Origin of the sequence: Streptomyces sp. NPDC047841 (assembly GCF_040704085.1) — a bacterium.
GTDB lineage: Bacteria > Actinomycetota > Actinomycetes > Streptomycetales > Streptomycetaceae > Streptomyces > Streptomyces argyrophylli.
On sequence record NZ_JBEYRP010000011.1, the window covers coordinates 216,108 to 238,868 of the forward strand.

Genomic DNA, 22,761 nt, shown 5'->3' on the forward strand with positions numbered 1-22,761 from the left:
TACGGGAGGGCGGCCGGGCGGGAGGGCCGCATGGGAGAGGGGCGGCCGGGAAGGTCCGGCCGCCCCTCGTCACTGTGCCGGTGCGGTCACGGCTTGGGCGTGGCGTGCGGCGCGCAGGTCACGTCCTTGCCGTCCAGCGTGCCGTCGAGCAGGTAGGCGTCGACGCGCTGGTTGATGCACGGGTTGACCAGGCTGGTCACGCCGTGGGAGCCCGCGTTCTTCTCGGTGATCAGGCGGGAGCCCTTGAAGCGCTTGTGCAGTTCGACGGCGCCCGCGTACGGAGTGGCGGCGTCCCGCGTGGACTGCACGATCAGGACCTTCGGCAGTCCCTGGTGCGTCCTGACCTCGACCGGGGTGTGCTGCTTGGCCGGCCATGTGGCACAGGGCAGGTTCATCCAGGCGTTGGCCCAGGTCAGGAACGGGTAGTCCTTGTTGAGCCGGGTGTTGTCCCGGTTCCACTTCTGCCAGCTGGTGGGCCACTTGGCGTCGGCGCACTCGACGGCGGTGTAGACGGCGTTGCCGTTCTCCGCGCTGATGTTGCCGGCCGTGTCCGACAGGTCGGGGGCGGCGGCGTCGACCAGCGCCTGGGTGTCACCGGCGAAGTACTTGCTGAACACGGTGGCGACCGGCACCCAGGAGGAGTCGTAGTACGGCGCGCCCTGGAAGAAGGAGATCAGCTCGGCCGGGCCGACGACCCCGCCGATCGGGCTCTTCTTGGCGGTGGCGCGCAGCTGGAGCCACTTGTCCTGGACGGCGGCGCGGGTGGTGCCGAGGTGGAAGGCGGCGTCGTTGGCGGCGACCCAGTCCTGCCAGTCCTTCCAGCGGCCCTCGAAGGCGACGTCCTGGTCGAGGTTGGCCTCGTACCAGATCTTCTCGCGGGAGGGGTTGACCACGCTGTCCACGATCATGCGGCGGACGTGGCCCGGGAAGAGCGTGCCGTAGACGGCGCCCAGGTAGGTGCCGTAGGAGACGCCGAGGTAGTTGAGCTTCTTCTCGCCCAGCGCGGCCCGGATGACGTCGAGGTCGCGGGCGGTGTTCGGCGTGGTCATGTGCGGCAGCATCGCGCCGCTGCGTTCGGCGCAGCCCTCCGCGTACTCGCGGGCCAGCTTGCGCTGCGCGGTCTTGTCGGCCTCGGTGTCGGGCACCGGGTCCATCTTGGGTGCCTTGACGGACTCCTGCGGGTCGATGCAGGAGATGGGCGCGGAGTGGCCGACGCCGCGCGGGTCGAACCCGACGAAGTCGTAGGCCTTGGCCACGTTCGCCCACACCGGGGCCTTGGTGGTGACCCGGCGCGGGAAGCGCAGACCGGAGCCGCCGGGGCCGCCCGGGTTGTAGACCAGCGCGCCCTGGCGCTCCTTCTTGGTGCCGGTGTTGCCGATGCGGTCCACGGCGAGCTTGATCTGCTTGCCGTAGGGGTGGGCGTAGTCGAGCGGCACGCTGACCCAGCCGCACTGGATGGGCTTCTCCAGCCCCCAGTCGGCCGGGCAGTCCTGCCAGTCGATGCCCGTCTTGGCGGCCCGGGCGGCGGCGATCTCGGCGCCCTTGGCCTCCCGGTCCTGCGCGGGCCTGCCGGTGGCGCCGGCCGTGGGAGCCGAGACCACGCCGGCGATCAGGGTGGCGGTGACGAGTGCTCCAGCGGAACCGAGTGCCATCAGGCGGCTCTTCGGTCTGTTCTCCCTCAAGTGGGCCCCTCCCCGTACCTCGCTGCGAGTTGTCAGGCGGGGATCCTCTCGGCTGTGAGTCGGCTGAGAACAGGGGTCGTCACCTATCTTTACCAATCCGATAACCGGACGATCATGTTCGGTCCCTCGGGCGGCCCGACGGCTTCACCGGACGGCCCGGCTGCCTCAGCCGAGCTCGGCCAGTGCCTCGTCCAGGAGCCCGCGCAGTCGCAGCGCATCCGGTGCGACGGCGGTGACAAGGGCGGCGGGCCCGGCCAGGGGTACCAGCGAGGCGTGCTCCCCCAGCATCCGCGCGGCCACCGGGGCTTCGGTGAACTCGGGTCGGACGACGACGAGCTGCCCCACGGCACGGCACCCCGACAGCACGGCCGGCCCGTCCCAGCCGCCCGGTGCGCCGGGTCCGCAGGCCAGTTCCTGGTCCAGTACGGTCCGCCCCGCGACCCGTACGGTGAGCCGGCTGGTGAGGCGTCCGGGCGCCTCCCCGGCCCGCCCCAGCACCTGCTCCTCGCGCAGCACGAACCGGGCGCCGGCGGCGAGGTCGGCCCGGGTGGTGACGCGCAGGTCGCTGCCGCCCGCGGAGATCAACTGCTCGGGCAGCCAGTGCAGTTCGGCACCGGCGGCCACCTCCAGCCGGACGTCGTAACGGGCCTCGCCCTTGGCCTGGCCCGGCAGCGCGAGGGTGGCGGCGGCCGACCCGACGTGCAGCCGGGCGCCCTCCTCCACCCGTGCGTCCAGGGTGAAGCGGTCACCGCCGAGCGGCCCGCTCATGGCGCCGACGACCATGACCCTCGCCTCGGCTCCGGCCGACCGGGTGCGGCGCGGCGCCAGGGGGCCCTCGCCGTCCAGGACGGGCAGGGCCGTCCCGCCGCGGCCGTCGGCACGGGCGACGATCCGGGCGCGTCCCCGGACCCCGGTGACGGTCACGCCGTCCACGCGGCGAGCCGCTCACGGACCCAGGCGGCCACGTCGGCGACACCCGTCTCGCCGCGCAACGACTGGAAGACGACGGGGAGTTCGCCCCGCTGCGCCTTGGCGTCGGCGGCCATCCGGGCGAGGTCGGAGCCGACGTGCGGGGCGAGGTCGGTCTTGTTGACGACGAGGAGGTCGGCGGTGGTGACACCGGGTCCGCCCTTGCGCGGGATGTCGTCGCCGCCGGCCACGTCGATCACGAAGACCTGGGCGTCCACGAGCCCCTTGGAGAAGGTGGCGGTGAGGTTGTCGCCGCCGGACTCGACGAGGATCAGGTCCAGGGGGCCGACCGCGTCCTCCAGGTCCTCCACCGCTTCGAGGTTGGCGGAGATGTCGTCGCGGATCGCGGTGTGCGGGCAGGCGCCCGTCTCGACGGCGGTGATCCGCTCGGGCGGCAGCACGGCCTCCCGGAGCAGGAACTCGGCGTCCTCGCGGGTGTAGATGTCGTTGGTGACGACGGCGAGGGACAACTCGTCGCGCAGCGCCCGGCAGAGGGCGGCGACGGTGGCGGTCTTGCCCGAGCCGACCGGGCCGCCGAGCCCGATCCGCAGGGCGCGGCGGGTCCCGTCGGGGCGGCGCGCGTCCGCACTGAGGGCGGCGGGGGCGGGGTGGGTGTGGTCGAGGTGCATGTACGGCTCCTGTGATCGGTGGGTTCTCGGCCGGGCGCGTCGCGCGTGCGGGTGGGCGGACTCATGACGCGAACAGCCGCACGGGCCAGCCCGCATGCCACTGCGCGTCCACCTCCAGCAGGGGCGCGGAGGCCGCGGGCAGCGCGTCGGCCCCCTCGTCGGCCACCCTCCGCGCCGCCTCCACGGCACAGTCCGCCACGCGGTCCAGCTCGGGGGCCAGCCGGGCGAGGACGCCGGCCGCGTCGAACGGGTCGAGGCTGAGCAGCCGCACGGTGGCCGTCGCCGGTCCGCTCACGCTCTCGTACACCGCGCAGTGGGCCGCGTCCCCGGGAGCGAGCCCGGCGGCCCGGGCGGCGAGGCCGAGCACGACGGGCTGGTGGGCGCCCTTGGGGAACCGGCGGGCCACGGCGTCCAGTTCGGCGGACGGCCAGGTCGCCCTGGCGGCCCGCAGCAGCTGCCGGCCGAGGCGTCGCGCGGCGGCCCGCAGGGCCGGGGACGGCGTACGCGCGTCGGCCGCCGCGTCCAGCTCTCCCGGGTCGGCGCCGAGGACGGCCGCCGCCGCCAGTGCCGCCGCGACCAGCCCGGCGGTGTGCAGCCGGCCCCGGCAGAACTCCTCCAGGCTCGGCGCGTCGGTGACGCGGCCCGCCCTGACGGCGGCCTCCGCCCCGCCGGAGTGCGCGTGCCCTCCGGCGGGGAAGCGGCCGTCGGCCAGGACGAGCAGTGCTGCCCTGGACATCAGAAGAGGAAGTAGCGCTGGGCCATGGGCAGTTCGGCGGCCGGGGCGGCCTCGACGAGTTCGCCGTCGATGTGCACGGCGAAGCTGTCGGGGTCGATCCGGACGTCCGGCCGGGCGTCGTTCTCGCGCATGTCGGCCTTGGTGACCGCGCGCGTGGACCGGATCGCCGCGAACCGCTTGCCGAGCCCCAGCCGTTCCGGCAGCCCGTCCTCGATCGCCAGGTCCGACACGAAGTTGACGGAGTTGGCGGCGGGCGCCCGGCCGATGGCGCCGTACATCGGGCGGGGCAGGATCGGCTGCGGGGTGGGGATGGAGGCGTTGGCGTCGCCCATCTGCGCGTACGCGATCTGCCCGCCCTTGATGACCAGGAGCGGCTTGACCCCGAAGAAGGCGGGTTCCCACAGCACCAGGTCGGCGAGTTTGCCGGTCTCGACGGAGCCGGTCTCGGCGGCGAGGCCCTGGGCGAGCGCGGGGTTGATCGTGTACTTGGCGACATAGCGCCGGACCCGGTGGTTGTCGGCGCGGCCGTCGCCCGGCAGGGCGCCGCGCCGGCGCTTCATGACGTGGGCCGTCTGCCAGGTGCGCAGGATCACCTCGCCCACGCGCCCCATCGCCTGGGAGTCGGAGGAGATGATCGAGATCGCGCCGAGGTCGTGGAGGATGTCCTCCGCGCCGATGGTGGAGGGCCGGATCCGGGACTCGGCGAACGCCAGGTCCTCGGGGACGGCCGGGTTGAGGTGGTGGCACACCATCAGCATGTCGAGGTGTTCCTCGGTCGTGTTGACGGTGAAGGGCCGGGTCGGGTTGGTGGAGCTGGGCAGGACGTTCGGCTGCGAGACGACCGTCATGATGTCCGGGGCGTGGCCGCCGCCGGCGCCCTCGGTGTGGTACGAGTGGATGCCCCGGCCCGCGATGGCGGCGAGGGTGTCGCCGACGAACCCGGCCTCGTTCAGGGTGTCGGTGTGGATGGCGACCTGGATGCCGGTGCGGTCGGCGACCGTGAGCGCCGCGTCGATGACGGCGGGCGTGGAGCCCCAGTCCTCGTGCAGTTTGAGCCCGACGGCGCCGCCGCGGATCTGGGAGAGCATCGCCTCGTGGCTGACGGTGTTGCCCTTGCCGAGGAAGCCGACGTTGACGGGGTAGGCCTCCATCGCCTCCAGCATCCGGGCCAGGTGCCAGGGGCCGGGGGTGACCGTGGTGGCCTTGGAGCCCTCGGCGGGTCCGGTGCCGCCGCCGACCAGGGTGGTGACGCCGGAGGCCAGCGCCTCGTCGGCCACCTGCGGGCAGATGAAGTGGACGTGCGCGTCGATGGCGCCGGCGGTCAGGATGCGCCCGTTGCCGGCGATGATCTCGGTCTCGGGGCCGATGACGAGGTCCGGGTGGACGCCGTCCATGGTGTCCGGGTTGCCGGCCTTGCCGAGGGCGGTGATCCGGCCGTCGCGGATGCCGACGTCGGCCTTCACGACGCCCCAGTGGTCGACGACGACGGCGCCGGTGATCACGGTGTCGGGGGTGCCCTCGGCGCGGGTGGCGCGGGACTGGCCCATGGACTCGCGGATGACCTTGCCGCCGCCGAAGACCGCCTCGTCCCCGGAGCCGCCGGGGCCGCCGCAGCGGTCCTCCTCGATCTCGATGAGCAGGTCGGTGTCGGCAAGCCGGATGCGGTCGCCGGTGGTGGGGCCGAACAGGTCGGCGTAGGCGGCGCGGGAGATCTCAGGCATCGAGGGCTCCTCCGGTCTCCCCGCGCAGCCCCGGCACGATCCGGGCGCCGGTCAGGGGCACGAGCTCGACCGCCACGGGGATGCCGGGCTCGAAGCGGACGGCGGTGCCGGCGGCGACGTTGAGCCGCTTGCCGCGGGCGGCGGCGCGGTCGAATCCCAGACCGGGGTTGGCCTCGGCGAAGTGGTAGTGGGAGCCGACCTGGACCGGCCGGTCGGCGGCGTTGAGGACGGTCAGCCTGGTGACCTCGCGGCCCGCGTTGCACACGACGGGGCCGTCCGCGAACAGGATCTCTCCGGGAATCATCGCGGCCCCTCAGACGATCGGCTCGTGGACGGTGACGAGCTTGGTGCCGTCCGGGAAGGTGGCCTCCACCTGGACGTCATGGATCATCTCGGCGACCCCGTCCATCACGTCGTCCCTGGTCAGGATCTTGCGGCCGGAGGACATCAGCTCGGCGACGGTGCGGCCGTCCCGCGCGCCCTCCAGGACGTGCGACGTGATGAGGGCGACCGCTTCCGGGTGGTTGAGCCTGAGCCCGCGGGCCCTGCGCTTCTCGGCCACGTCGGCCGCCACATGGATCAGCAGCCTCTCTTGCTCATGCGGGGTCAGTTGCACGTCCCACCTCACAGTCCTTGCTCCGGACCGTGCGGGGTCCGGTCGCCGCGGCCACCACGACGGGGACAGATGTAACACACAGACAAATTGCCGGAGTTTCGTCAATCCGGGGCAGAAAAACCCCTGGTGGCGTGGATGGGCAGGCTAGAACGCCGGAGTTTCAACGACGTTAACCAGACCTTGGCCGGCTCATGACCGGCCGATGGGCCCCCGTGGGGACGCGGGGCTCAGGAGGCGCCCGGCCGTCGGTGCTCCGCCGCGATCCCGAAGCGCCGCTGTTCGCGGGGGGCGGAACCGGCCTCGTGGACGCCGGAGACGGAGCTGATGATCTGCTCCTCGGCCGGCTCCTCCAGGGCGTCCAGCCGTTCCAGGTCGGCGGCCGAGACCAGCGCGACCAGCGGCTTGCCGTGCCGGGTCACGACGACGCGCTCACCGCCGTACACCACGCGGTTGATCAGGTCGGCGAGTTCAGCCCTGGCTTGCGTCACCGGAATCTCGTAGGCCATACCCCCATCATAACGTCACGTACGTCCTGTACATTTTTTACAGAAGCCGAGCCCATCGGGGCCTCGCCATGAGGAGGGGTACGTCCATGTCCCGACCGTCCGCCCGCCATGTCCTGCCCGAGTTCACCGAACGCACCGGGAGCACCGTGCGCACCCTCGATCCGTACGCGAAGCTCTTCGAGGACCGGATCGTCTTCCTCGGCACGCCGGTCGACACCGTGGCGGCCAACGACGTGACCGCACAGCTCATGTACCTGGAGCACGCGGCGCCGGACCGGGACATCACGCTGTACGTCAACTCGCCGGGCGGCTCGTTCGACGCCATGACGGCGATCTACGACGTGATGCGGTACGTCGGCTGCGACGTGGCGACCTACTGCCTGGGCCAGGCCTCCGCCTCGGCCGCGGTGCTGCTCGCGGCCGGCACCCCGGGCAAGAGGTTCACGCTGCCCGGCGCCCGCATGGTGCTGGAGCAGCCCGCGCTGCCCGAGCCGGTGCGCGGACAGCCCAGCGACCTGCTCATCCAGGCGGAGGAGCTGACCCGGATCCGCGCGACGCTCGCGGAGATGCTCGCGCGGCACACGGGGCGCACGGCCGGGCAGGTCCACGAGGACCTGGAGCGCGACCTGATCCTGGACGCCGCCGGGGCGGTCGCCTACGGTCTGGTGGACGGCATCGTGCCGAGCCGCCGGGACACGCCCGGCGCACCGGACGCGAGGTGAGCCGCCCATGCAGCCGGACCTGCCGCCCCTGCCCGCGCTGACCCGCGCCGAGGGCGAGTTGATCGACCGTTACCTGGAGGCGGTCGACCTGCTGGGCCGCATCAACCCGGCCCGGCCCGGGGACACCTACCGCGGGCTGCGCGCGGCCCAGGCGCTGGTGCGCAAGGCGGCAGAGCTGCGGGACGCGCTCGCGCTGATGCACCAGCGGGGCGAGACGGAGCTGCACGGGGACACGCTGGCACGGGCGTTGCGGGTGCTGGACGGTGAGCGCCGGGCCGCTCGCGTCGCGCTCCCGCCGGACGGCGTCGGCTGAGGCGGACGCCCCGCCGGCCCGGCTGGCCCCGCGCGTCGACACGCGTCGTTCGGAGGGGAGTTGAAACGGCCCGAACGACGTACCGCCGACCGGTGTACTTCCAGATCGTTTTCCGGGCCTCCCGAGTTGCGCCAGGCGCCACCGCGTTGGCCGCCGGGAGCCGCTTCGCCCCAGGTCGGGGGCTACGTCCGGGATCTGACGGACGCTCGAACAGAGCAGTGTTCACCCGAACGGGTGAGTGGTGAGTAACGCCACAAATCCCCGATTCCGTTGGGATTTTCGGACAGTCGTGAGCCAAGATCCGTGTCGACGACAAGCCCCCGCCACCGCGGCGGGGCGATCCGGGCGGACGCCGAATCCTGCCGCCGCCTGGATGACCGGTCGACGGAGTGGATCGGCAGGAGTGGAGGACCCAAGCAAGGCGGGTCGCCGGAACAGATGTTCGTCCGTACGACACGGACGGTCGTCGGCTCCGGGTGACCCTTGGGGTGAAGCCGTGGCAACGCGGCCGGGCAACTTCGCCAGCCCGAATCCGACAGGTCATCCTTCACAGGCGGCTGACGAAGGGTTGCGCATGACTGCGCTCAATCGTGTCCCGTCGCTGATGGCCCGGGCCGGCACGGCCTCGGCTCTGACCCTCGCCGCCGTGGGCGGCTCGATCGCGTTGCCCGGTTTCGCCACCGACGCCTCCGCCGCGACGATGGCGACTCAAGCACTCAAGGTCGCGGCCTCCAAGAAGGGCGCGCCCTACGCATGGGGAGCCACCGGTCCGCGCCGGTTCGACTGCTCCGGGCTGACGCTCTACTCCTTCAAGAAGGCCGGCAAGAAGCTGCCGCGCACCGCCGCCCAGCAGTACAACAAGACGCACCACATCTCCTCCAGGAGCCGCAAGGCGGGCGACCTGGTCTTCTTCCACTCGGGTTCGTACGTCTACCACGTCGGCATCTACGCGGGTCACGGCAAGATCTGGCACGCCCCGAAGACCGGGGACGTGGTGAAGCTCGAGAAGATCTGGACGAAGAGCGTCTGGTACGGCCGGGTCAGCTGACCCGCCCTCACACCGGGAGCGGCTCCAGCAGCAGGGCCGCCGTCGCCGCCGGGGCGCCTGGGGGCCGGCCGAAGCGAGCCATGGGTGAGACCCCGGAACCGCGGCTCCGCCCGGCGCCCGGGTGGCTGCCGAAGCGTTCCGGGGGCTGTGACGTCGAGCTGGGGCGCGCAGGCACCGCCTCGCGCCCCGGCTCGACCCCGGCACGGGCCAGACCGGCCGCGAACGCCGGCTACCGCCAGAGCGGCCTGCACCAAGGCTCCGCCCGCCGACGCCGCCCCGCAGACCGCGTTTACGCCTGGGTGGGCCCCCCGAAGTGTCTCGGCGGTAGGACGTCGAACTTGGGGCGCATAGGCGCCCCCTCGCGCCCGAAGCACCCCCGCCACGGGCCAGACCCGACATCGACGCGGGCTGTTGCCAGGGCAGCCTGCACCGTGGCTCCGCCCGCGACGCCGCCCCTCAGACTGCGTCAGCGCCTGGGTGAGGCGCCGAACTGGGGCGCATAGGCGCCACCTCGCGCCCGAAGCGTCCCCGCCACCGGCCAGACCGGCCGCGACGCCGGACACCGCCAGAGCGGCCTGCACCGAGGCTCCGCCCGTCGACGCCGCCCCGCAGACCGCGTCGACGCCTGAGTGGGCCCCCGAAGTGTCCCGGCGGTGAGGCGCCGAACTGGGGCGCATAGGCACCGCCTCGCGCCCGAAGCGCCCCCGCCACGGGGTCAGACCCGGCCCGGCCGCGACGTCGGCCCGCAGACCGCGTCGGCGCGGGGCGGGGGGTCGTGCGCGACCGCATGACGCCGGCGCCCGACATGACGGCCAGTCCGGCGGCGTCCCGACGTGCCGGTGACGGAGGCCGGCACGATCACCCGGCCGCCCGCCGAGACTCGGGCACGCGCCGCCCACGCTCTCCCAGCAGTCCGCCCCGGCACGGCTCGGCATGGCTCACCGGCGGCCCCCTGCGGCTCGGTTCCTCCCCGGCCGCCGGAGGTACCTACGTGCGCGTCCCAGTCGCCGACGACGACCGGCCGGCGAGGGAGCCGAGGCACGCGCTCGCCGGACCTTCTCGCGGCTGCCGCCGGTGGAGATGTACGGGCAGCCGCTGATCCGCATGGTGCCGCGCCCCCCCGGACCGGCGGGAGTTCGAGGCCCTGCTCGCCGCGTGTCTGTCGCGGCGCCGCCTGACCGGGCCGGGAACGCCCCGCCCCGCCCGGAGGGTCACGGCTCCTGGGGGCCCGCCGGTACCGGGGTCGCCGGGATCGTCCAGGGCAGTTCGATCGAGACCGTCTTGCCGCCCTCGCGCGTGGGGCGGACGCGGAGTCTGCCGCCGCACTCGGCGGTGAGGCAGCGGATGATGACCATGCCGCGGCCGTTGTCCTGCTGGACCGCGGCGGGCAGTCTCTTCGGGAAGCGGGGATGGCTGTCCGTGACGCCGATGCGCAGGTGTTCGTCATGGTGCAGCGCGACGTCGACCGTGAAGGTGGGTGACTGGCCGAAGGTGTGCTGTACGGCGTTCGTGGCGAGTTCGGAGACGATGAGCCGTACGGTGTCGGCGACATCGGTGTCGGACGGCAGGCCCCACTCCGCCAGGGTGCCGACCACGTAGGAACGGGCGGCGGAGACCGAGGCCGGATCGCTCGGCAGAGTGACGGATGCTTCCAGGTGGTCTGCCATGGCGACGTCGTCCCTTTCCCACGGGGCCGTGGTCCGACATGTGGCGGAGGGTTCGAGTACGGTCCCGGACTGGTGCTTGTTCGCCAGACTGCCACCAACGCGCGGTCACGGGGAGCGATCCACCAAGATATGCATATATCTGTCGCTCGAAGCGGTGAACTCTGCGACGCGAGACCGTATGTGGGCGGCCCGGAAGGAGTAAGGAGGAGCCCATGCAGAACGGTCCGGCAGTGCGCCGCCGCAAACTGGGCGCCGAACTGCGCATGCTGCGCACCGGTGCGGGGCTCACGAGCGGTGAGGCCGCCCGTCTGGTCGGCTGGCACCAGTCGAAGGTGAGCCGCATCGAGACCGGCGCCAGTGGTGTGAAACCGGCCGATCTACGGTTACTGCTCGACGCCTATCAGGTGCGGGACGCGCATCTGCGCGAGTTGCTGCTGATGCTGGCGGGGTCGGAGGACGCGGGCGGCCGGCCTCGCTGGTGGCACGCCTACCGCGGGGTGCTGCCGCCCACCTACCGCGACTTCATCAGCCTGGAGTCGCAGGCGAGCGCGATGCGCACCCTGGAGACGACCGTGGTGCCGGGGCTGCTCCAGACACCGGAGTACGCCCGCGCGGTGACCCGTGCGGCCGTGAAGGACCTGGACGAGGACCGCCTGGACACGCTGGTGGAGGTGCGCCTGGCCCGGCAGGACGTGCTGCGTTCCGATCCGCCGCTGGTGCTGAGCGCCGTACTGGACGAGGCGGTGCTGCGCCGCGAGGTCGGAGGTCCGGAGGTGATGGCCCGGCAGCTGGAACGGCTGATGGAGGCGGCCCGGCTGCCCCAGGTACGGCTCCAGGTGCTGCCGTTCGCGGCGGGGGCACATGTCGGCCTCACTGGCCCTTTCGTTATCTTCTCATTTCCGAGCACTTCTGATCTGGACGTGGTAGTTCTCGACCAGTTGGCGAGTAGCCTCTACCTGGAGCGGAAAGAAGACCTCATGGCCTACTCCGAGGCCTTCAACACCCTTCAGTTCCACGCCCTTTCCCCCGAGGAATCGTTGGACTACATCGCCGGGATAGGTGACGGCGCGTAAGGAGGCACCATGTCAGCTCTGCCTCGGAACGTCCCTGCCAGTACCGACCTGCACGCCGTGCGCTGGCTGCGCAGCAGCTACAGCACGGGCGCGAACAACTGCGTGGAGACGGCCCGGCCGCGCTCCGGCCCCGGGGCCGGACTGCTCGCCGTGCGCGACTCGAAGAACCCCGCCGGACCCGCTCTGCTCTTCTCCGCCGGCAGCTGGTCGGAGTTCGTCCTCACGCTCTGACCGGAGGTGCGATCAGAACCGATCACCCGTTCATCACCCTCGTGCGGCACACGGCCGTGTACGCCGACTCATGGTCGCGTTTCGCCGATGACTCGTACAGCGCGTTCGATCTCCGCCCCGGAGAGGTCCGCCCGGGCGGTCAGCCTCAGCCGTGAGACGCCGTCGGGCACGGAGGGAGGACGGAAACAGCCCACGGCCAGGCCCGCCGTACGGCAGTCGGCCGCCCAGCGCACCGCCCGCTCCGGGGACGGAGCCCGCACGGAGACCACCGCGGCGTCCGGACGCACCGCGTCCAGACCCGCGGCGGTCAGCCGTGCGTACAGCTCCGCGGCCACCCCTCGTGCCCGCGCCGCCCGTTCGGGCTCACGCTCCAGCAGCCGCAGCGCGGCCAGCGCGGCGCCGGCCGCGGCCGGTGCCAGGCCGGTGTCGAAGATGAACGTCCGGGCCGCGTTGACCAGGTGGTCGATCACCCGGGCCGGACCGAGCACCACCCCGCCCTGGCTGCCCAGCGACTTGGACAGGGTGGCCGTGACGACCACGTCCTGCGCGCCGGCGAGCCCGGCCGCGTACGGCGCGCCCCGGCCGCCGTCGCCCAGCACGCCGAGCCCGTGCGCGTCGTCCACGACCAGCCCCGCGCCGTGCTCCCGGCACGCCTCGGCCAGCGCGGTCAGCGGCGCCCGGTCCCCGTCGACGGAGAACACCGTGTCGGACACGACGATCGCGTCTGCCGCGTGCCCGGCCAGGGCCTTGCGCACGGCGTCCGGATCGGCGTGCCCGACGACCTGGGTCTCGCCCCGGGCCAGCCGGCAGCCGTCGATGAGGGAGGCGTGGTTGCCCGCGTCGGACACGATCAGCGAGCCGTGCGGGCCGAGCGCGGTGACGGCGGCCAGGTTGGCGGCGTACCCGGAGGAGAACACCAGGGCGGCCTCGAACCCGCAGAACGCGGCCAGCGCCCGCTCCAGTTCGGTGTGCAGGGCCGTGGTGCCGGTGACCAGCCGGGAGCCGGTGGAGCCGCCGCCCCAGGTCCGGGCGGCCCCGGCCGCTCCCTCGACGACCTCCGGATGGCGGGTCAGGCCCAGGTAGTCGTTGCTCGCCAGGTCCAGCAGCGGTGTGTCGGCGGGGCGCGGACGCAGGGTGCGCACGAGTCCGGCGCGGCGGCGCGCCCCGGCCTGCTCGTCGATCCAGCCGAACGCCATGGGTCCTCCGGTGCTTTTGTAGGTAGCGGACAGACCCTAGCGGTACGACCAGCCGCCCAGTGTGTGGCAATACCCACACGGTGAACGTGCTCCGTTGTGCGAAGTCTCCTTGGCCCGGGGCGGTCCCGTAGGACAGGATCAGGGCTCATGGACCTGCTGAACACGCTGGTGGACAAGGGGCTTCGGCGCGAGCTGCCGACCCGCGAGGAAGCGCTCGCCGTGCTGGCCACCTCCGATGACGACCTGCTCGACGTGGTGGCCGCGGCCGGCAAGGTGCGCCGGCACTGGTTCGGGCGCCGGGTGAAACTCAACTATCTGGTGAACCTCAAGTCGGGCCTGTGCCCGGAGGACTGCTCGTACTGCTCCCAGCGGCTCGGTTCCAAGGCCGACATCCTGAAGTACACCTGGCTCAAGCCGGACGAGGCCTCCCAGGCCGCCGCCGCGGGCCTCGCGGGCGGCGCCAAGCGGGTCTGCCTGGTGGCCAGCGGACGCGGGCCGACGGACCGGGACGTGGACCGGGTCTCGCAGACCATCAAGGCCATCAAGGAGCAGAACGAGGGCGTCGAGGTGTGCGCCTGCCTCGGCCTGCTCTCCGACGGCCAGGCCGAACGGCTGCGCGAGGCCGGCGCGGACGCGTACAACCACAACCTCAACACCTCGGAGTCCACGTACGGGGACATCACCACCACGCACACGTACGCCGATCGGGTGGACACGGTGCAGAAGGCGCACGCGGCCGGACTGTCCGCCTGCTCCGGGCTGATCGCGGGCATGGGCGAGAGCGACGAGGACCTGGTCGACGTGGTGTTCTCGCTGCGGGAGCTGGACCCGGACTCCGTTCCGGTGAACTTCCTGATCCCGTTCGAGGGCACCCCGCTGGCCAAGGAGTGGAACCTCACCCCGCAGCGCTGCCTGCGGATCCTCGCGATGGTCCGGTTCGTCTGCCCGGACGTCGAGGTCCGGATCGCGGGCGGCCGCGAGGTCCATCTGCGCACGATGCAGCCGCTGGCACTGCACCTGGCCAACTCCATCTTCCTCGGCGACTACCTGACCAGCGAGGGCCAGGCCGGCAAGGCCGACCTGGAGATGATCGCGGACGCCGGGTTCGAGGTGGAGGGCGCCGACCAGGTGACGCTGCCGGAGCACCGGGCGGAGGCCGCGGCCTGCGGGGACACCGGGGGCTGCCACGAGGGCGGCGGCGTCTGCGGGCCGGCGCCGGCGGTGGCGGGCGAGCCGCGCACCGACCTGGTCGCGGTCCGCCGCCGGGGCGCCGGGACGGACCTCGCGCCCAATGCCTGAACTCGGCGTGCCGGAGCTGCTGGAACTGGACCGGCGGCACGTGTGGCACCCGTACGGCCCGATGCCCGGCCGCGCGGAACCGCTCGTCGTGGAGGCGGCGAGCGGGGTCCGGCTGCGCCTGGCGGACGGGTCCGGCGAACTGGTCGACGGCATGTCGTCGTGGTGGTCGGCCATCCACGGCTACCGCCACCCGGTCCTCGACGAGGCCGTGCGCGAGCAGCTCGGGCGGATGAGCCATGTCATGTTCGGCGGGCTCACGCACGAGCCCGCCGTCCGGCTCGCGAAGCTCCTTGTCGACATGTCGCCTGACGGCCTGGAGCACGTCTTCCTGGCCGACTCGGGGTCCGTGTCGGTCGAGGTCGCCGTGAAGATGTGCCTGCAGTACTGGCGCTCGCTCGGCCGGCCGGGCAAGCAGCGGCTCCTGACCTGGCGCGGCGGCTACCACGGTGACACCTGGAACCCGATGTCCGTGTGCGATCCCGAGGGCGGGATGCACCAGTTGTGGACCGGTGTGCTGCCCCGCCAGGTGTTCGCGGACGCGCCGCCCGCCGAGTACGAGGAGGCGTACGCGGACCACCTGCGCGAGCTGATCGCGCGGCACGCCGACGAGCTGGCCGCGGTGATCGTGGAGCCGGTGGTGCAGGGCGCGGGCGGGATGCGGTTCCACTCCCCCGCCTACCTGCGGGTGCTCCGCGAGGCGTGCGACGCGCACGACGTGCTGCTGGTGTTCGACGAGATCGCCACCGGCTTCGGCCGCACCGGCGCGCTGTTCGCGGCGGACCACGCGTCCGTCAGCCCGGACGTGATGTGCGTGGGCAAGGCGCTGACCGGCGGCTATCTCACCATGGCGGCCACCTTGTGCACCGCGCGGGTCGCCGACGGCATCTCGCGGGGCGAGGTGCCGGTGCTCGCGCACGGACCGACGTTCATGGGCAACCCGCTGGCCGCGGCCGTGGCCTGCGCCTCCGTCGAGCTGCTGCGGGGCCAGGACTGGCTCGCCGAGGTCAAGCGGATCGAGGCGGCCCTGCGGGACGGCCTGGCGCCGGCGCTCGGCCTGCCCGGGGTGCGGGACGTCCGCGTCCTCGGCGCGATCGGGGTCGTCCAGCTCGACCACGCGGTGGACATGAAGGCCGCGACGGACGCCGCCGTGCGGGAGGGCGTGTGGCTGCGCCCGTTCCGCGACCTGATCTATACGATGCCGCCGTACGTCACCTCGGACGAGGACGTGGCACGGATCGCGCGCGCGGTGTGCGCCGCGGCGCGGGAGGGATGACATGCCGGTACTGGTGATCACGGGGACGGGCACGGAGATCGGCAAGACCGTCACCACCGCCGCCGTCGCCGTCGCCGCCCTCGCGGCCGGGCGCTCGGTGGCCGTGCTGAAAGCCGCCCAGACGGGTGTGGGGCCGGACGAGCGCGGGGACGCCGACGAGGTCGCGCGCCTCGTCGGGCCGGTCACGGCTGGTGAACTCGCGCGTTTCCCCGAGCCGTTGGCGCCGGGTACGGCGGCCCGGCGGGCCGGGATGGCACCGGTGCACCCGCACGAGGTGGCCGAGCGGGCCGCCAAGCTGGCCACCGAGCACGATCTGGTGCTGGTCGAGGGGGCGGGCGGGCTGCTCGTCCGCTTCGACGCGGCCGGCGGCACGCTGGCCGACGCGGCCAAGCTGCTCGGGGCGCCGGTGCTGGTCGTCGCCCAGGCCGGGCTCGGCACGCTCAACGTGACGGAACTGACGGCACGTGAACTACGGCGGCGGGAGCTGGAGCTGGCCGGTGTGGTGATCGGCAGCTGGCCCGCCACGCCCGATCTCGCCACCCGCTGCAACGTGGCCGACCTGCCGGAGGTCGCCGCCGCCCCCCTGCTCGGCGCGCTGCCCGCCGGCGCCGGCACCCTGCCCCCCGCGGAGTTCCGCACAGCCGCCCCGACCTGGCTGTCCCCCCGCTTGGACGGCACCTGGGACGCGGAGGCGTTCCGGGTGCGGCAGACACCGTAACCACACCGGATCCGGGCCCCGGCGGGACGCCGCGGTGGCGCCTGGCGGCCCAGGCCGGCGGGGCAGCGCTGCCGTGCCGGGGTCCGGCGTCGGGCGGGTATCTCAGCGGTGCCTGACGGGCGGGTCCGGCGGGACATCGCTGCCGTGCCGGTTCCGGCGCCAGTGGCGCATCACAACGGTGCCGAGCAGCCCGGAACCGGCGGGGCAGCGCTGCCGTACCGGGTCCGGCGTCGGGCGGGTATCTCAGCGGTGCCTGACCGGCGGGTCCGGCGGGACATCGCTGCCGTGCCGGTTTCGGCGCCAGTGGCGCATCACAACGGTGCCGAGCAGCCCGGGCCGGCAAGGCAGCGCTGCCGTACCGGGTCCGGGCGTCGGCGGCGCATCGCAACGGCCGGACGGCTCGGGCCAGCGGCGCACCACAGCGGTGCTTGGCAGCCCAGGCCAGCAGGACACCGATGACGTACCAGGCCCGGGCGTCCGCGGCGCACCTCAGCGGTGCCCAGAAGCCGAGGCCGGCGGGAGGTATCGGCACCGAGCCCGGCCCGGACATCGACGGTGCACCGCAGCCGTACCGGGCAGCCGAGGACGGCGGGATAGCCGCGCCGGGCCGGGTCTGGGCATCCTCGGCGCGCCGCAGCAGTGCCGGCACCGGCCTGCCCGGCGCAGCGCCGCCGAGCCTCCGCCTGGCGACGGGCGCCCGCGCCGGGCGGGCCTGCGGTGGTCGGCCCTGTGCCCGGCCGGGCGTGCCGCAGGCTCATCGGTGGGGTGCGTCGGGGCGGGTGTGGGGACACTCTCCCCAGGGGTGTGCTGTCCAGGGAGGTTGCCATGCGGCTGCTGTCCACCCGTTCCGGCCAGGTGGCGCGGGGTCCCGTCCACCATCCGCTGTTCGCTCGGTACTACGCCCGGATCAGCGTCGGCGCCGAGTCCCGGCTCGGGATGGCCGGGATGCGGGAGCGGCTGCTCGCCGGGCTGTCCGGGAGGGTGATCGAGATCGGCGCGGGCAACGGACTGAACTTCCGGCACTATCCCGGTACCGTCGCGGAGGTCGTCGCGATCGAACCGGAGTCGCTGCTCAGGCAGTTGGCGCTGGAGTCCGCGCTGCGCGCCGAGGTGCCGGTCGACGTGGTGCCGGGCGCGGCGGAGGCCCTGCCGGTCAAGAGCGAGGCGTTCGACGCGGCCGTACTGTCGCTGGTCCTGTGCAGCGTGCGGGATGTCGCGCGGACGCTCGGCGAGGTACGGCGGGTGCTCCGGCCCGGCGGCGAGGTGCGGTTCTTCGAGCACGGGCGGGGCGGCGGCCGGATGATGACGGTGACCCAGCAGACACTGGACCGCACCCTGTGGCCGGTGCTGAACGGTAACTGTCACCTGTCCCGGGAGCCGGTCTCCGCGCTGCGCGCCGCGGGATTCCGCCTCGGCCCGTACCGCCGGGTACTGCTGCCGGAGAGGCGGCGCACGCTGCCGGCCTCCTCCTGCGCGCTCGGCGTCGCCTGGCGGCCGGAGGAGCCGGCGGCCCGCTGATCACAGGCTCCAGCCGCGCAGCTCCCGCGCGATGTCGTCGACGCTCGCGGAGCCGTCCTTGACCAGCCGCGCCAGGTCCCGGACCTGCTCGGGTGTGGTGGCGACCTTCTCGCCGCTGGCGACCAGATAGGCGTAGGCGACCGCGGAGGCGAACAGTGCGTTGGCGCGTTCCAGCGCCGGGACGTGGATCAGCAGCTGGAGCAGGGAGGCGGCGCGGGCGTGCGGGGTGTCGTACACGGGCACGCCGAATATCTCGGCCCGGTGCCGGGCGACGGCGGCAACCAGGGCGCCCCAGTCGGTGACCTGCGGGTCCCCCGGGGTCTTCTGCTCGGCGAGCATGAGCAGCCAGGCGAGGTCGATGCTGAGATCGTTCAAGGGATCAGCGGCGGTCTTCACCGGTGTCGGTGCCGCGGTTCTCGGCGAACTCCTCGGCGAACACGGCCTCGTACTGCTTCATGAAGTCGGCGGCGGCCTCGACGAAGGTGCGGCCCGCCTCGCCGGCGTCCTGTCTGACCAGCTCTTCGATGTAGCGGTTGACGCTCATGCCGCGGGCCAGGGCGCGCTCGCGGGCGGCTCGGGCGGTGCCCTCGTCCACGCGCACGTTCAGCTGGGTCTTCGCCATACCCCCGACGCTAGCGCCGGAACGCTAGCGGCGGCAAGGGCGCACGGAAGCGAGGTGGACCACCCTCGCACCACGGCCGCGCGCCCCGTCCGCATGACGGAATCCGGAGTGATGCGCGGACGGCACCGATCACGATGAGCGCATGACTGATCTGCCTCTGCGCGCCGCCGTGTCCGACGATCTCGACGCCGTCCTCGCGTTCTGGAGGACGGCCGCGGAGGGCACCAGCATCAGCGACGACCGCGCCGGGGTGGAGCGGCTGACCGACCGCGACCCCGGGGCCCTGATCCTCGCCGAACTGGGCGGCGAGCTGGTCGGCACGGTGATCGCCGGCTTCGACGGCTGGCGGTGCCATCTGTACCGGCTCGCGGTGCACCCGCAGCGGCGGCGGCAGGGCATCGCCTCGGCGCTGCTGGGGGCCGCCGAGGAGCGGTTCGTACGGCTCGGCGGGCGGCGCGCGGACGCGATGGTGCTGGTGCGCAACGAGACCGCGCACCACGCCTGGGGAGCGGCCGGGTACGGGCCGGAGGAGCAGTGGCGGCGCTGGGTGAAACCGCTCACGGACTGAGACCGGAACGCATCTTTGCTCATCCTTTACCCTTGAGGGAGCACTCGGCCCTCTATGAAAGGTTGTGAGCGTCCGCCCATGGGCGAGCCTCCCAGTCCGCGATACCGCGCGTTCTTCCGAACCCTGTCCGATCCTGGGACGGGGGTGAACCGATGACCGAAGTGCTCCTCCTTCTGCTGGCGATCCTGCTGTCGCTGGCCTGTGGCGCCTTCGTGGCGGCGGAGTTCTCGCTGACCACGGTGGAACGCGGCGAGCTGGAGCGGGCCGCCGCGCGTGGCGAACGGGGTGCCGCAGGCGCCCTGAAGGCCGTACGGAACCTGACCTTCCAGCTGTCCGGCGCGCAGCTCGGCATCACCGTCACCAACCTGGTGGTCGGCATGCTCGCCGAGCCGTCGATCGCCAAGCTGCTCGCCGGGCCGTTCCAGGCGGCGGGTCTGTCCCGGACCACGGCGAGCTCGGCCGCGCTGGTCCTGGGCACGGCCCTGTCGACGGTGGTCCTGATGGTCGTCGGCGAGCTGGTGCCCAAGAACTGGGCGATCTCCTCGCCCCTGACCATGGCCCGGCGGGTCGGCAACGCCCAGCGCCTGTTCAGCGCCGCCTTCCGCCCCTTCATCACCCACCTGAACAACACCGCCAACCGCTTCGTGCGCCGGCTCGGCATCGAGCCCGCCGAGGAGCTGGCCTCCGCGCGCGGGCCGCAGGAGCTGGCCGCGCTCGCCCGGCACTCGGCCAAGGAGGGCGCCCTGGAGGCGGACACCGCCGAGCTGTTCGTCCGGACGCTGAACCTCGCCGACCTCACCGCGGAGAACGTGATGACACCGCGTGTCCAGGTCATCGCCCTGGACACCCAGGCCACCTGCGAGGACGTGGCCAACGCCACCCGGGCGACCGGCCTGAGCCGGTTCCCGGTCTACCGGGGCAGCCTGGACTCGGTCGTCGGCACGGCCCACATCAAGGACGTGCTGGCGGTTCCCGCCGACCAGCGGCAGCACCGCACGGTCGCGCAGGTGATGCGCGAGCCGCTGCTGGTGCCCGAGTCCCTGACCGTCGACCGGCTGCTGGACCGGCTCGGCGGCAGGCGCACCATGGCCGTCGTCATCGACGAGTACGGCGGTACGGCCGGGGTGGCCACCCTGGAGGACATCGTGGAGGAGGTCGTCGGCGAGGTGCGGGACGAACACGACCCGCACGAGACGCCCGACCTCGCCCCCGCGGGCGCGGACGAGCGGGGCCGGGCCCTGTACGCGGCGGACGGAGCCGCCCGCACCGACCAGCTCGCCCGCGTGGGGCTGCGCGTGCCGGAGGGCCCGTACGAGACCCTGGCCGGCCTGGTCGCCACCGAGCTGGGCCGGATACCCGCCGCCGGTGACAGCGTCGAGGTGGCCGGCTGGCTGCTGGACGTCGTCGACGCCTCGGGCCGCAGGGCCGCCCGGGTGCTGATGCACGCGCCGCTGGACGACGAACGGCCCGTCGGGCCCGACGGAACCGATCGCACCGGTCGGCCCGATCGCGCTGAGGGGCCGGGGGGATCCCGTGGGGCCGATGAGCGCCGCCGGGGCGAAGGACGCCGTGGGACCGAGGGGCACCGCGGGACGCGGGAGGGGACGCGATGACCGCCGTACAGCTGCTGATCGGTCTGGCGACCCTCGTCGTCAACGCCTTCTTCGTCGGCGCCGAGTTCGCGCTGATCTCCGTGCGCCGCTCGCAGATCGACCCACTGGCCCAGGAGGGCGACCGGCGCGCGCGGAGCGTGCTGTGGGGTCTGGAACACGTGTCCGCGCTGCTGGCGGCGGCCCAGCTCGGCATCACGCTGTGCACGCTGGTCCTGGGCGTGGTCGCCGAGCCGGCCATCGCGCATCTGCTGGAGCCGGTGTTCCACGCGGTGGGCGTGCCCACGAGCGCGGGTCACGTCGTGTCCTTCGTGATCGCGCTGACCCTCGCGACGTATCTGCACATGCTGCTGGGCGAGATGGTGCCCAAGAACATCGCGCTCGCCGAACCGGTGCGCAGCGCCCTGCTGCTCGGCCCGCCGCTGGTCGCGCTGTCCCGGGCGCTGCGTCCGGTGATCTTCGCGATCAACGCCTTCGCCAACGGGCTGCTGAAGCTGCTGCGCGTGGAGGCGAAGGACGAGGTCGCGGCGACCTTCACGGACGCGGAGCTGGCCGAGATCGTCAAGGACGCCAGCGAGGCCGGCCTGATCGACGACCGTGCGCAGGAGCGGCTGCACGACGCGCTGGAACTGGGCAGCCGGCCGGTGCGGGACGTGGTCGTACCGCTGCAACGCGTCGTCTACGCGCGCGTGGGCGTCACCCCGGAGCAGTTGGAGCGGCTGTCGGCCGAGTCCGGGTTCTCCCGCTTCCCGGTGGTCGACACCGGCCGCCGGATCGTGGGCTACCTGCACGTCAAGGACGCGCTGGACACCTCACCACGGGACATGGCGTTCCGCCTGGGCGACATGCGGCCCATCGCCCGCGTCCGCGAGAACACCCCGCTGGACGACGTCCTCACCGCGATGCGCGGCAGCCGCACCCACGTGGCGGGCGTGCTGGGCGACGACGGCCGGCTGGCGGGCCTCGTGACGATGGAGGACGTGCTGCGGGAACTGTTCGGCCAGCCGGTGCAGGGCTGAGGGGGCTGACGCGGGCCGGCAGCGGTGGCTCCCGGGGGCGCCGGTGCCGGCCCGCGGCTGTCCGAAGCGGCTGGGCCGGTCGGGAGGGGCGGGCCGACCGACCGGCAGGTATCGGCCCCGGGATACCATCTCTGTCGCCATGCAGACGAACCCCGCACCTCCCCCGTACACCAGCCTCGTCGCGGTCGGCGACTCCTTCACCGAGGGCATGTCGGACCTGCTTCCCGACGGCTCCTACCGCGGCTGGGCCGATCTGCTCGCCGCGCGGATGGCCGCCCGCACGCCCGGGTTCCGGTACGCCAACCTGGCCGTGCGCGGGAAGCTGATCGGGCAGATCGTCGACGAGCAGGTGCCGGTGGCCGCGGCCATGGACGCCGATGTCGTCACCCTGGTCGGCGGGCTGAACGACACCCTGCGCCCCAAGTGCGACATGGGCCGGGTCCGGGGCCTGCTCACCGAGGCGGTGGAACGGCTCGCGCCGTCCTGCAAGCAGCTGGTGCTGATGCGCAGCCCCGGCCGTCAGGGGCCGGTGCTGGAGCGGTTCCGGCCGCGCATGGAGGAGCTGTTCGCCTGCGTGGACGAGCTGGCCGAGAAGCACGGCGCCCTGGTGGTCGACCTGTACGGGGCGCCCGCGCTGGCCGACCCGCGGCTGTGGGACGTGGACCGGCTGCACCTGACGGCGGAGGGACACCGCCGGGTCGCCGAGGCGGTGTGGCAGACGCTCGGCCACGACGCCGAGGACGCCGAGTGGCACGTGCCGATGGCGGCGACCACCCCGCCGGGCTGGGTCACACGCCGGGTCGCGGACGCCCGGTTCGCCCGGCAGCACCTGCTCCCGTGGATAGGCCGCCGCCTGACCGGCCGGTCCTCGGGCGACGGCCTCCCGCCGAAGCGACCGGATCTGCTGCCGTACGAGGGCCAGGCGTAGCCCCTCCGGCACGACCGTCGCGTGTCACCCGCGCCCCGGGCCGGGTCCACGGGCCGGTCCCCGGCTGGAGCACACGCCCGCCGACGCGGTCCGCGTG

General features: G+C 73.2%; 25 protein-coding genes and 1 riboswitch. Of the genes, 13 read left to right on the plus strand and 12 right to left on the minus strand.

Annotated features, from left to right (window positions below):
• Positions 1–86: 86 nt before the first annotated feature.
• The 8 genes from AB0947_RS20135 to AB0947_RS20170 form a co-directional block, all read right to left on the minus strand.
• On the minus strand, positions 87–1,652 hold the full coding sequence (locus AB0947_RS20135; RefSeq protein ID WP_366751683.1) for an alpha/beta hydrolase: 1,566 nt from the start codon (positions 1,650–1,652) through the stop codon (positions 87–89).
• Positions 1,653–1,847: 195 nt separating this feature from the next.
• Entirely contained in the window at positions 1,848–2,606 is a 759-nt protein-coding gene (locus AB0947_RS20140) for an urease accessory protein UreD (protein WP_366751684.1), read from the minus strand.
• The gene (ureG, locus tag AB0947_RS20145) at positions 2,603–3,280 is read right to left on the minus strand and encodes an urease accessory protein UreG (RefSeq protein ID WP_366751685.1); all 678 of its coding nucleotides are present in this window, start codon (positions 3,278–3,280) and stop codon (positions 2,603–2,605) included. The genes AB0947_RS20140 and ureG overlap by 4 nt, the downstream gene beginning before the upstream one ends.
• Positions 3,281–3,341: 61 nt before the next feature.
• A complete protein-coding gene (locus AB0947_RS20150; protein ID WP_366751686.1) occupies positions 3,342–4,016 on the minus strand; it encodes an urease accessory UreF family protein in 675 nt (224 codons plus the stop codon).
• Positions 4,016–5,737: an urease subunit alpha gene (locus AB0947_RS20155; protein WP_366751687.1), complete on the minus strand. Its 1,722-nt coding sequence runs from the start codon at positions 5,735–5,737 to the stop codon at positions 4,016–4,018. The genes AB0947_RS20150 and AB0947_RS20155 overlap by 1 nt, the downstream gene beginning before the upstream one ends.
• Complete coding sequence (locus AB0947_RS20160; RefSeq protein ID WP_366751688.1) at positions 5,730–6,041, minus strand: urease subunit beta; 312 nt, start codon at positions 6,039–6,041, stop codon at positions 5,730–5,732. Before AB0947_RS20160 ends, AB0947_RS20155 begins: the two co-directional genes overlap by 8 nt.
• 9 nt (positions 6,042–6,050) lie before the next feature.
• The gene (locus AB0947_RS20165; protein ID WP_366751689.1) at positions 6,051–6,353 is read right to left on the minus strand and encodes an urease subunit gamma; all 303 of its coding nucleotides are present in this window, start codon (positions 6,351–6,353) and stop codon (positions 6,051–6,053) included.
• Between the two features lie 227 nt (positions 6,354–6,580).
• Positions 6,581–6,859: a type II toxin-antitoxin system Phd/YefM family antitoxin gene (locus AB0947_RS20170; protein WP_366751690.1), complete on the minus strand. Its 279-nt coding sequence runs from the start codon at positions 6,857–6,859 to the stop codon at positions 6,581–6,583.
• Positions 6,860–6,945: 86 nt separating this feature from the next.
• Between AB0947_RS20170 and AB0947_RS20175 the strand changes: the two genes are divergently transcribed.
• From AB0947_RS20175 to AB0947_RS20185, 3 genes are all read left to right on the plus strand, one after another.
• The gene (locus tag AB0947_RS20175; protein ID WP_366751691.1) at positions 6,946–7,581 is read left to right on the plus strand and encodes an ATP-dependent Clp protease proteolytic subunit; all 636 of its coding nucleotides are present in this window, start codon (positions 6,946–6,948) and stop codon (positions 7,579–7,581) included.
• A 7-nt stretch (positions 7,582–7,588) separates the two neighbouring features.
• Entirely contained in the window at positions 7,589–7,894 is a 306-nt protein-coding gene (locus AB0947_RS20180) for a hypothetical protein (protein WP_366751692.1), read from the plus strand.
• Between the two features lie 340 nt (positions 7,895–8,234).
• A riboswitch (cyclic di-AMP (ydaO/yuaA leader) is annotated at positions 8,235–8,465 on the plus strand.
• 3 nt (positions 8,466–8,468) lie between these two features.
• A complete protein-coding gene (locus AB0947_RS20185; protein ID WP_366751693.1) occupies positions 8,469–8,942 on the plus strand; it encodes a C40 family peptidase in 474 nt (157 codons plus the stop codon).
• Positions 8,943–10,153: 1,211 nt separating this feature from the next.
• Here AB0947_RS20185 and AB0947_RS20190 read toward each other — a convergent pair.
• The gene (locus AB0947_RS20190) at positions 10,154–10,609 is read right to left on the minus strand and encodes an ATP-binding protein (RefSeq protein WP_366751694.1); all 456 of its coding nucleotides are present in this window, start codon (positions 10,607–10,609) and stop codon (positions 10,154–10,156) included.
• A 212-nt stretch (positions 10,610–10,821) separates the two neighbouring features.
• Between AB0947_RS20190 and AB0947_RS20195 the strand changes: the two genes are divergently transcribed.
• On the plus strand, positions 10,822–11,682 hold the full coding sequence (locus AB0947_RS20195) for a helix-turn-helix transcriptional regulator (protein WP_366751695.1): 861 nt from the start codon (positions 10,822–10,824) through the stop codon (positions 11,680–11,682).
• Positions 11,683–11,691: 9 nt separating this feature from the next.
• Positions 11,692–11,913 (plus strand): DUF397 domain-containing protein, encoded by a 222-nt coding sequence (locus AB0947_RS20200; protein WP_366751696.1) that lies wholly within the window; start codon positions 11,692–11,694, stop codon positions 11,911–11,913.
• 68 nt (positions 11,914–11,981) lie between these two features.
• Here the strand turns inward: AB0947_RS20200 and AB0947_RS20205 are convergent, their stop codons facing one another.
• Positions 11,982–13,109 carry an 8-amino-7-oxononanoate synthase gene (locus tag AB0947_RS20205; protein ID WP_366751697.1) on the minus strand — a complete coding sequence of 376 codons (1,128 nt, stop codon included), beginning with the start codon at positions 13,107–13,109 and terminating at the stop codon, positions 11,982–11,984.
• A 147-nt stretch (positions 13,110–13,256) separates the two neighbouring features.
• On the opposite strand from AB0947_RS20205, the gene bioB reads away from it, so the two are divergent.
• The 4 genes from bioB to AB0947_RS20225 all read left to right on the plus strand — a co-directional run bounded on the left by bioB (position 13,257) and on the right by AB0947_RS20225 (position 17,917).
• The gene (gene bioB, locus AB0947_RS20210) at positions 13,257–14,408 is read left to right on the plus strand and encodes a biotin synthase BioB (RefSeq protein ID WP_366751698.1); all 1,152 of its coding nucleotides are present in this window, start codon (positions 13,257–13,259) and stop codon (positions 14,406–14,408) included.
• Positions 14,401–15,681 (plus strand): adenosylmethionine--8-amino-7-oxononanoate transaminase, encoded by a 1,281-nt coding sequence (locus AB0947_RS20215; RefSeq protein WP_366751699.1) that lies wholly within the window; start codon positions 14,401–14,403, stop codon positions 15,679–15,681. The genes bioB and AB0947_RS20215 overlap by 8 nt, the downstream gene beginning before the upstream one ends.
• A 1-nt stretch (position 15,682) precedes the next feature.
• Positions 15,683–16,399, plus strand: coding sequence for a dethiobiotin synthase (gene bioD, locus AB0947_RS20220; RefSeq protein WP_366751700.1), 717 nt, complete (start codon positions 15,683–15,685; stop codon positions 16,397–16,399).
• An 825-nt stretch (positions 16,400–17,224) separates the two neighbouring features.
• Positions 17,225–17,917 carry a class I SAM-dependent methyltransferase gene (locus AB0947_RS20225; protein ID WP_366751701.1) on the plus strand — a complete coding sequence of 231 codons (693 nt, stop codon included), beginning with the start codon at positions 17,225–17,227 and terminating at the stop codon, positions 17,915–17,917.
• Here AB0947_RS20225 and AB0947_RS20230 read toward each other — a convergent pair whose 3' ends face one another.
• Together AB0947_RS20230 and AB0947_RS20235 are read right to left on the minus strand one after the other, a co-directional pair.
• A complete protein-coding gene (locus AB0947_RS20230) occupies positions 17,918–18,292 on the minus strand; it encodes a fic family toxin-antitoxin system, toxin component (protein WP_103815754.1) in 375 nt (124 codons plus the stop codon).
• A gap of 4 nt (positions 18,293–18,296) precedes the next feature.
• Positions 18,297–18,539 (minus strand): toxin-antitoxin system HicB family antitoxin, encoded by a 243-nt coding sequence (locus tag AB0947_RS20235; RefSeq protein ID WP_366751702.1) that lies wholly within the window; start codon positions 18,537–18,539, stop codon positions 18,297–18,299.
• A gap of 142 nt (positions 18,540–18,681) precedes the next feature.
• Between AB0947_RS20235 and AB0947_RS20240 the strand changes: the two genes are divergently transcribed.
• The 4 genes from AB0947_RS20240 to AB0947_RS20255 all read left to right on the plus strand — a co-directional run bounded on the left by AB0947_RS20240 (position 18,682) and on the right by AB0947_RS20255 (position 22,664).
• The gene (locus tag AB0947_RS20240; protein ID WP_366751703.1) at positions 18,682–19,107 is read left to right on the plus strand and encodes a GNAT family N-acetyltransferase; all 426 of its coding nucleotides are present in this window, start codon (positions 18,682–18,684) and stop codon (positions 19,105–19,107) included.
• A 152-nt stretch (positions 19,108–19,259) separates the two neighbouring features.
• Positions 19,260–20,720: a hemolysin family protein gene (locus tag AB0947_RS20245; protein WP_366751704.1), complete on the plus strand. Its 1,461-nt coding sequence runs from the start codon at positions 19,260–19,262 to the stop codon at positions 20,718–20,720.
• Positions 20,717–21,736, plus strand: a complete 1,020-nt coding sequence (locus AB0947_RS20250) for a hemolysin family protein (RefSeq protein WP_366751705.1) — start codon at positions 20,717–20,719, stop codon at positions 21,734–21,736. Before AB0947_RS20245 ends, AB0947_RS20250 begins: the two co-directional genes overlap by 4 nt.
• A 139-nt stretch (positions 21,737–21,875) precedes the next feature.
• Positions 21,876–22,664, plus strand: coding sequence for an SGNH/GDSL hydrolase family protein (locus AB0947_RS20255; RefSeq protein WP_366751706.1), 789 nt, complete (start codon positions 21,876–21,878; stop codon positions 22,662–22,664).
• Positions 22,665–22,761 lie beyond the last annotated feature (97 nt).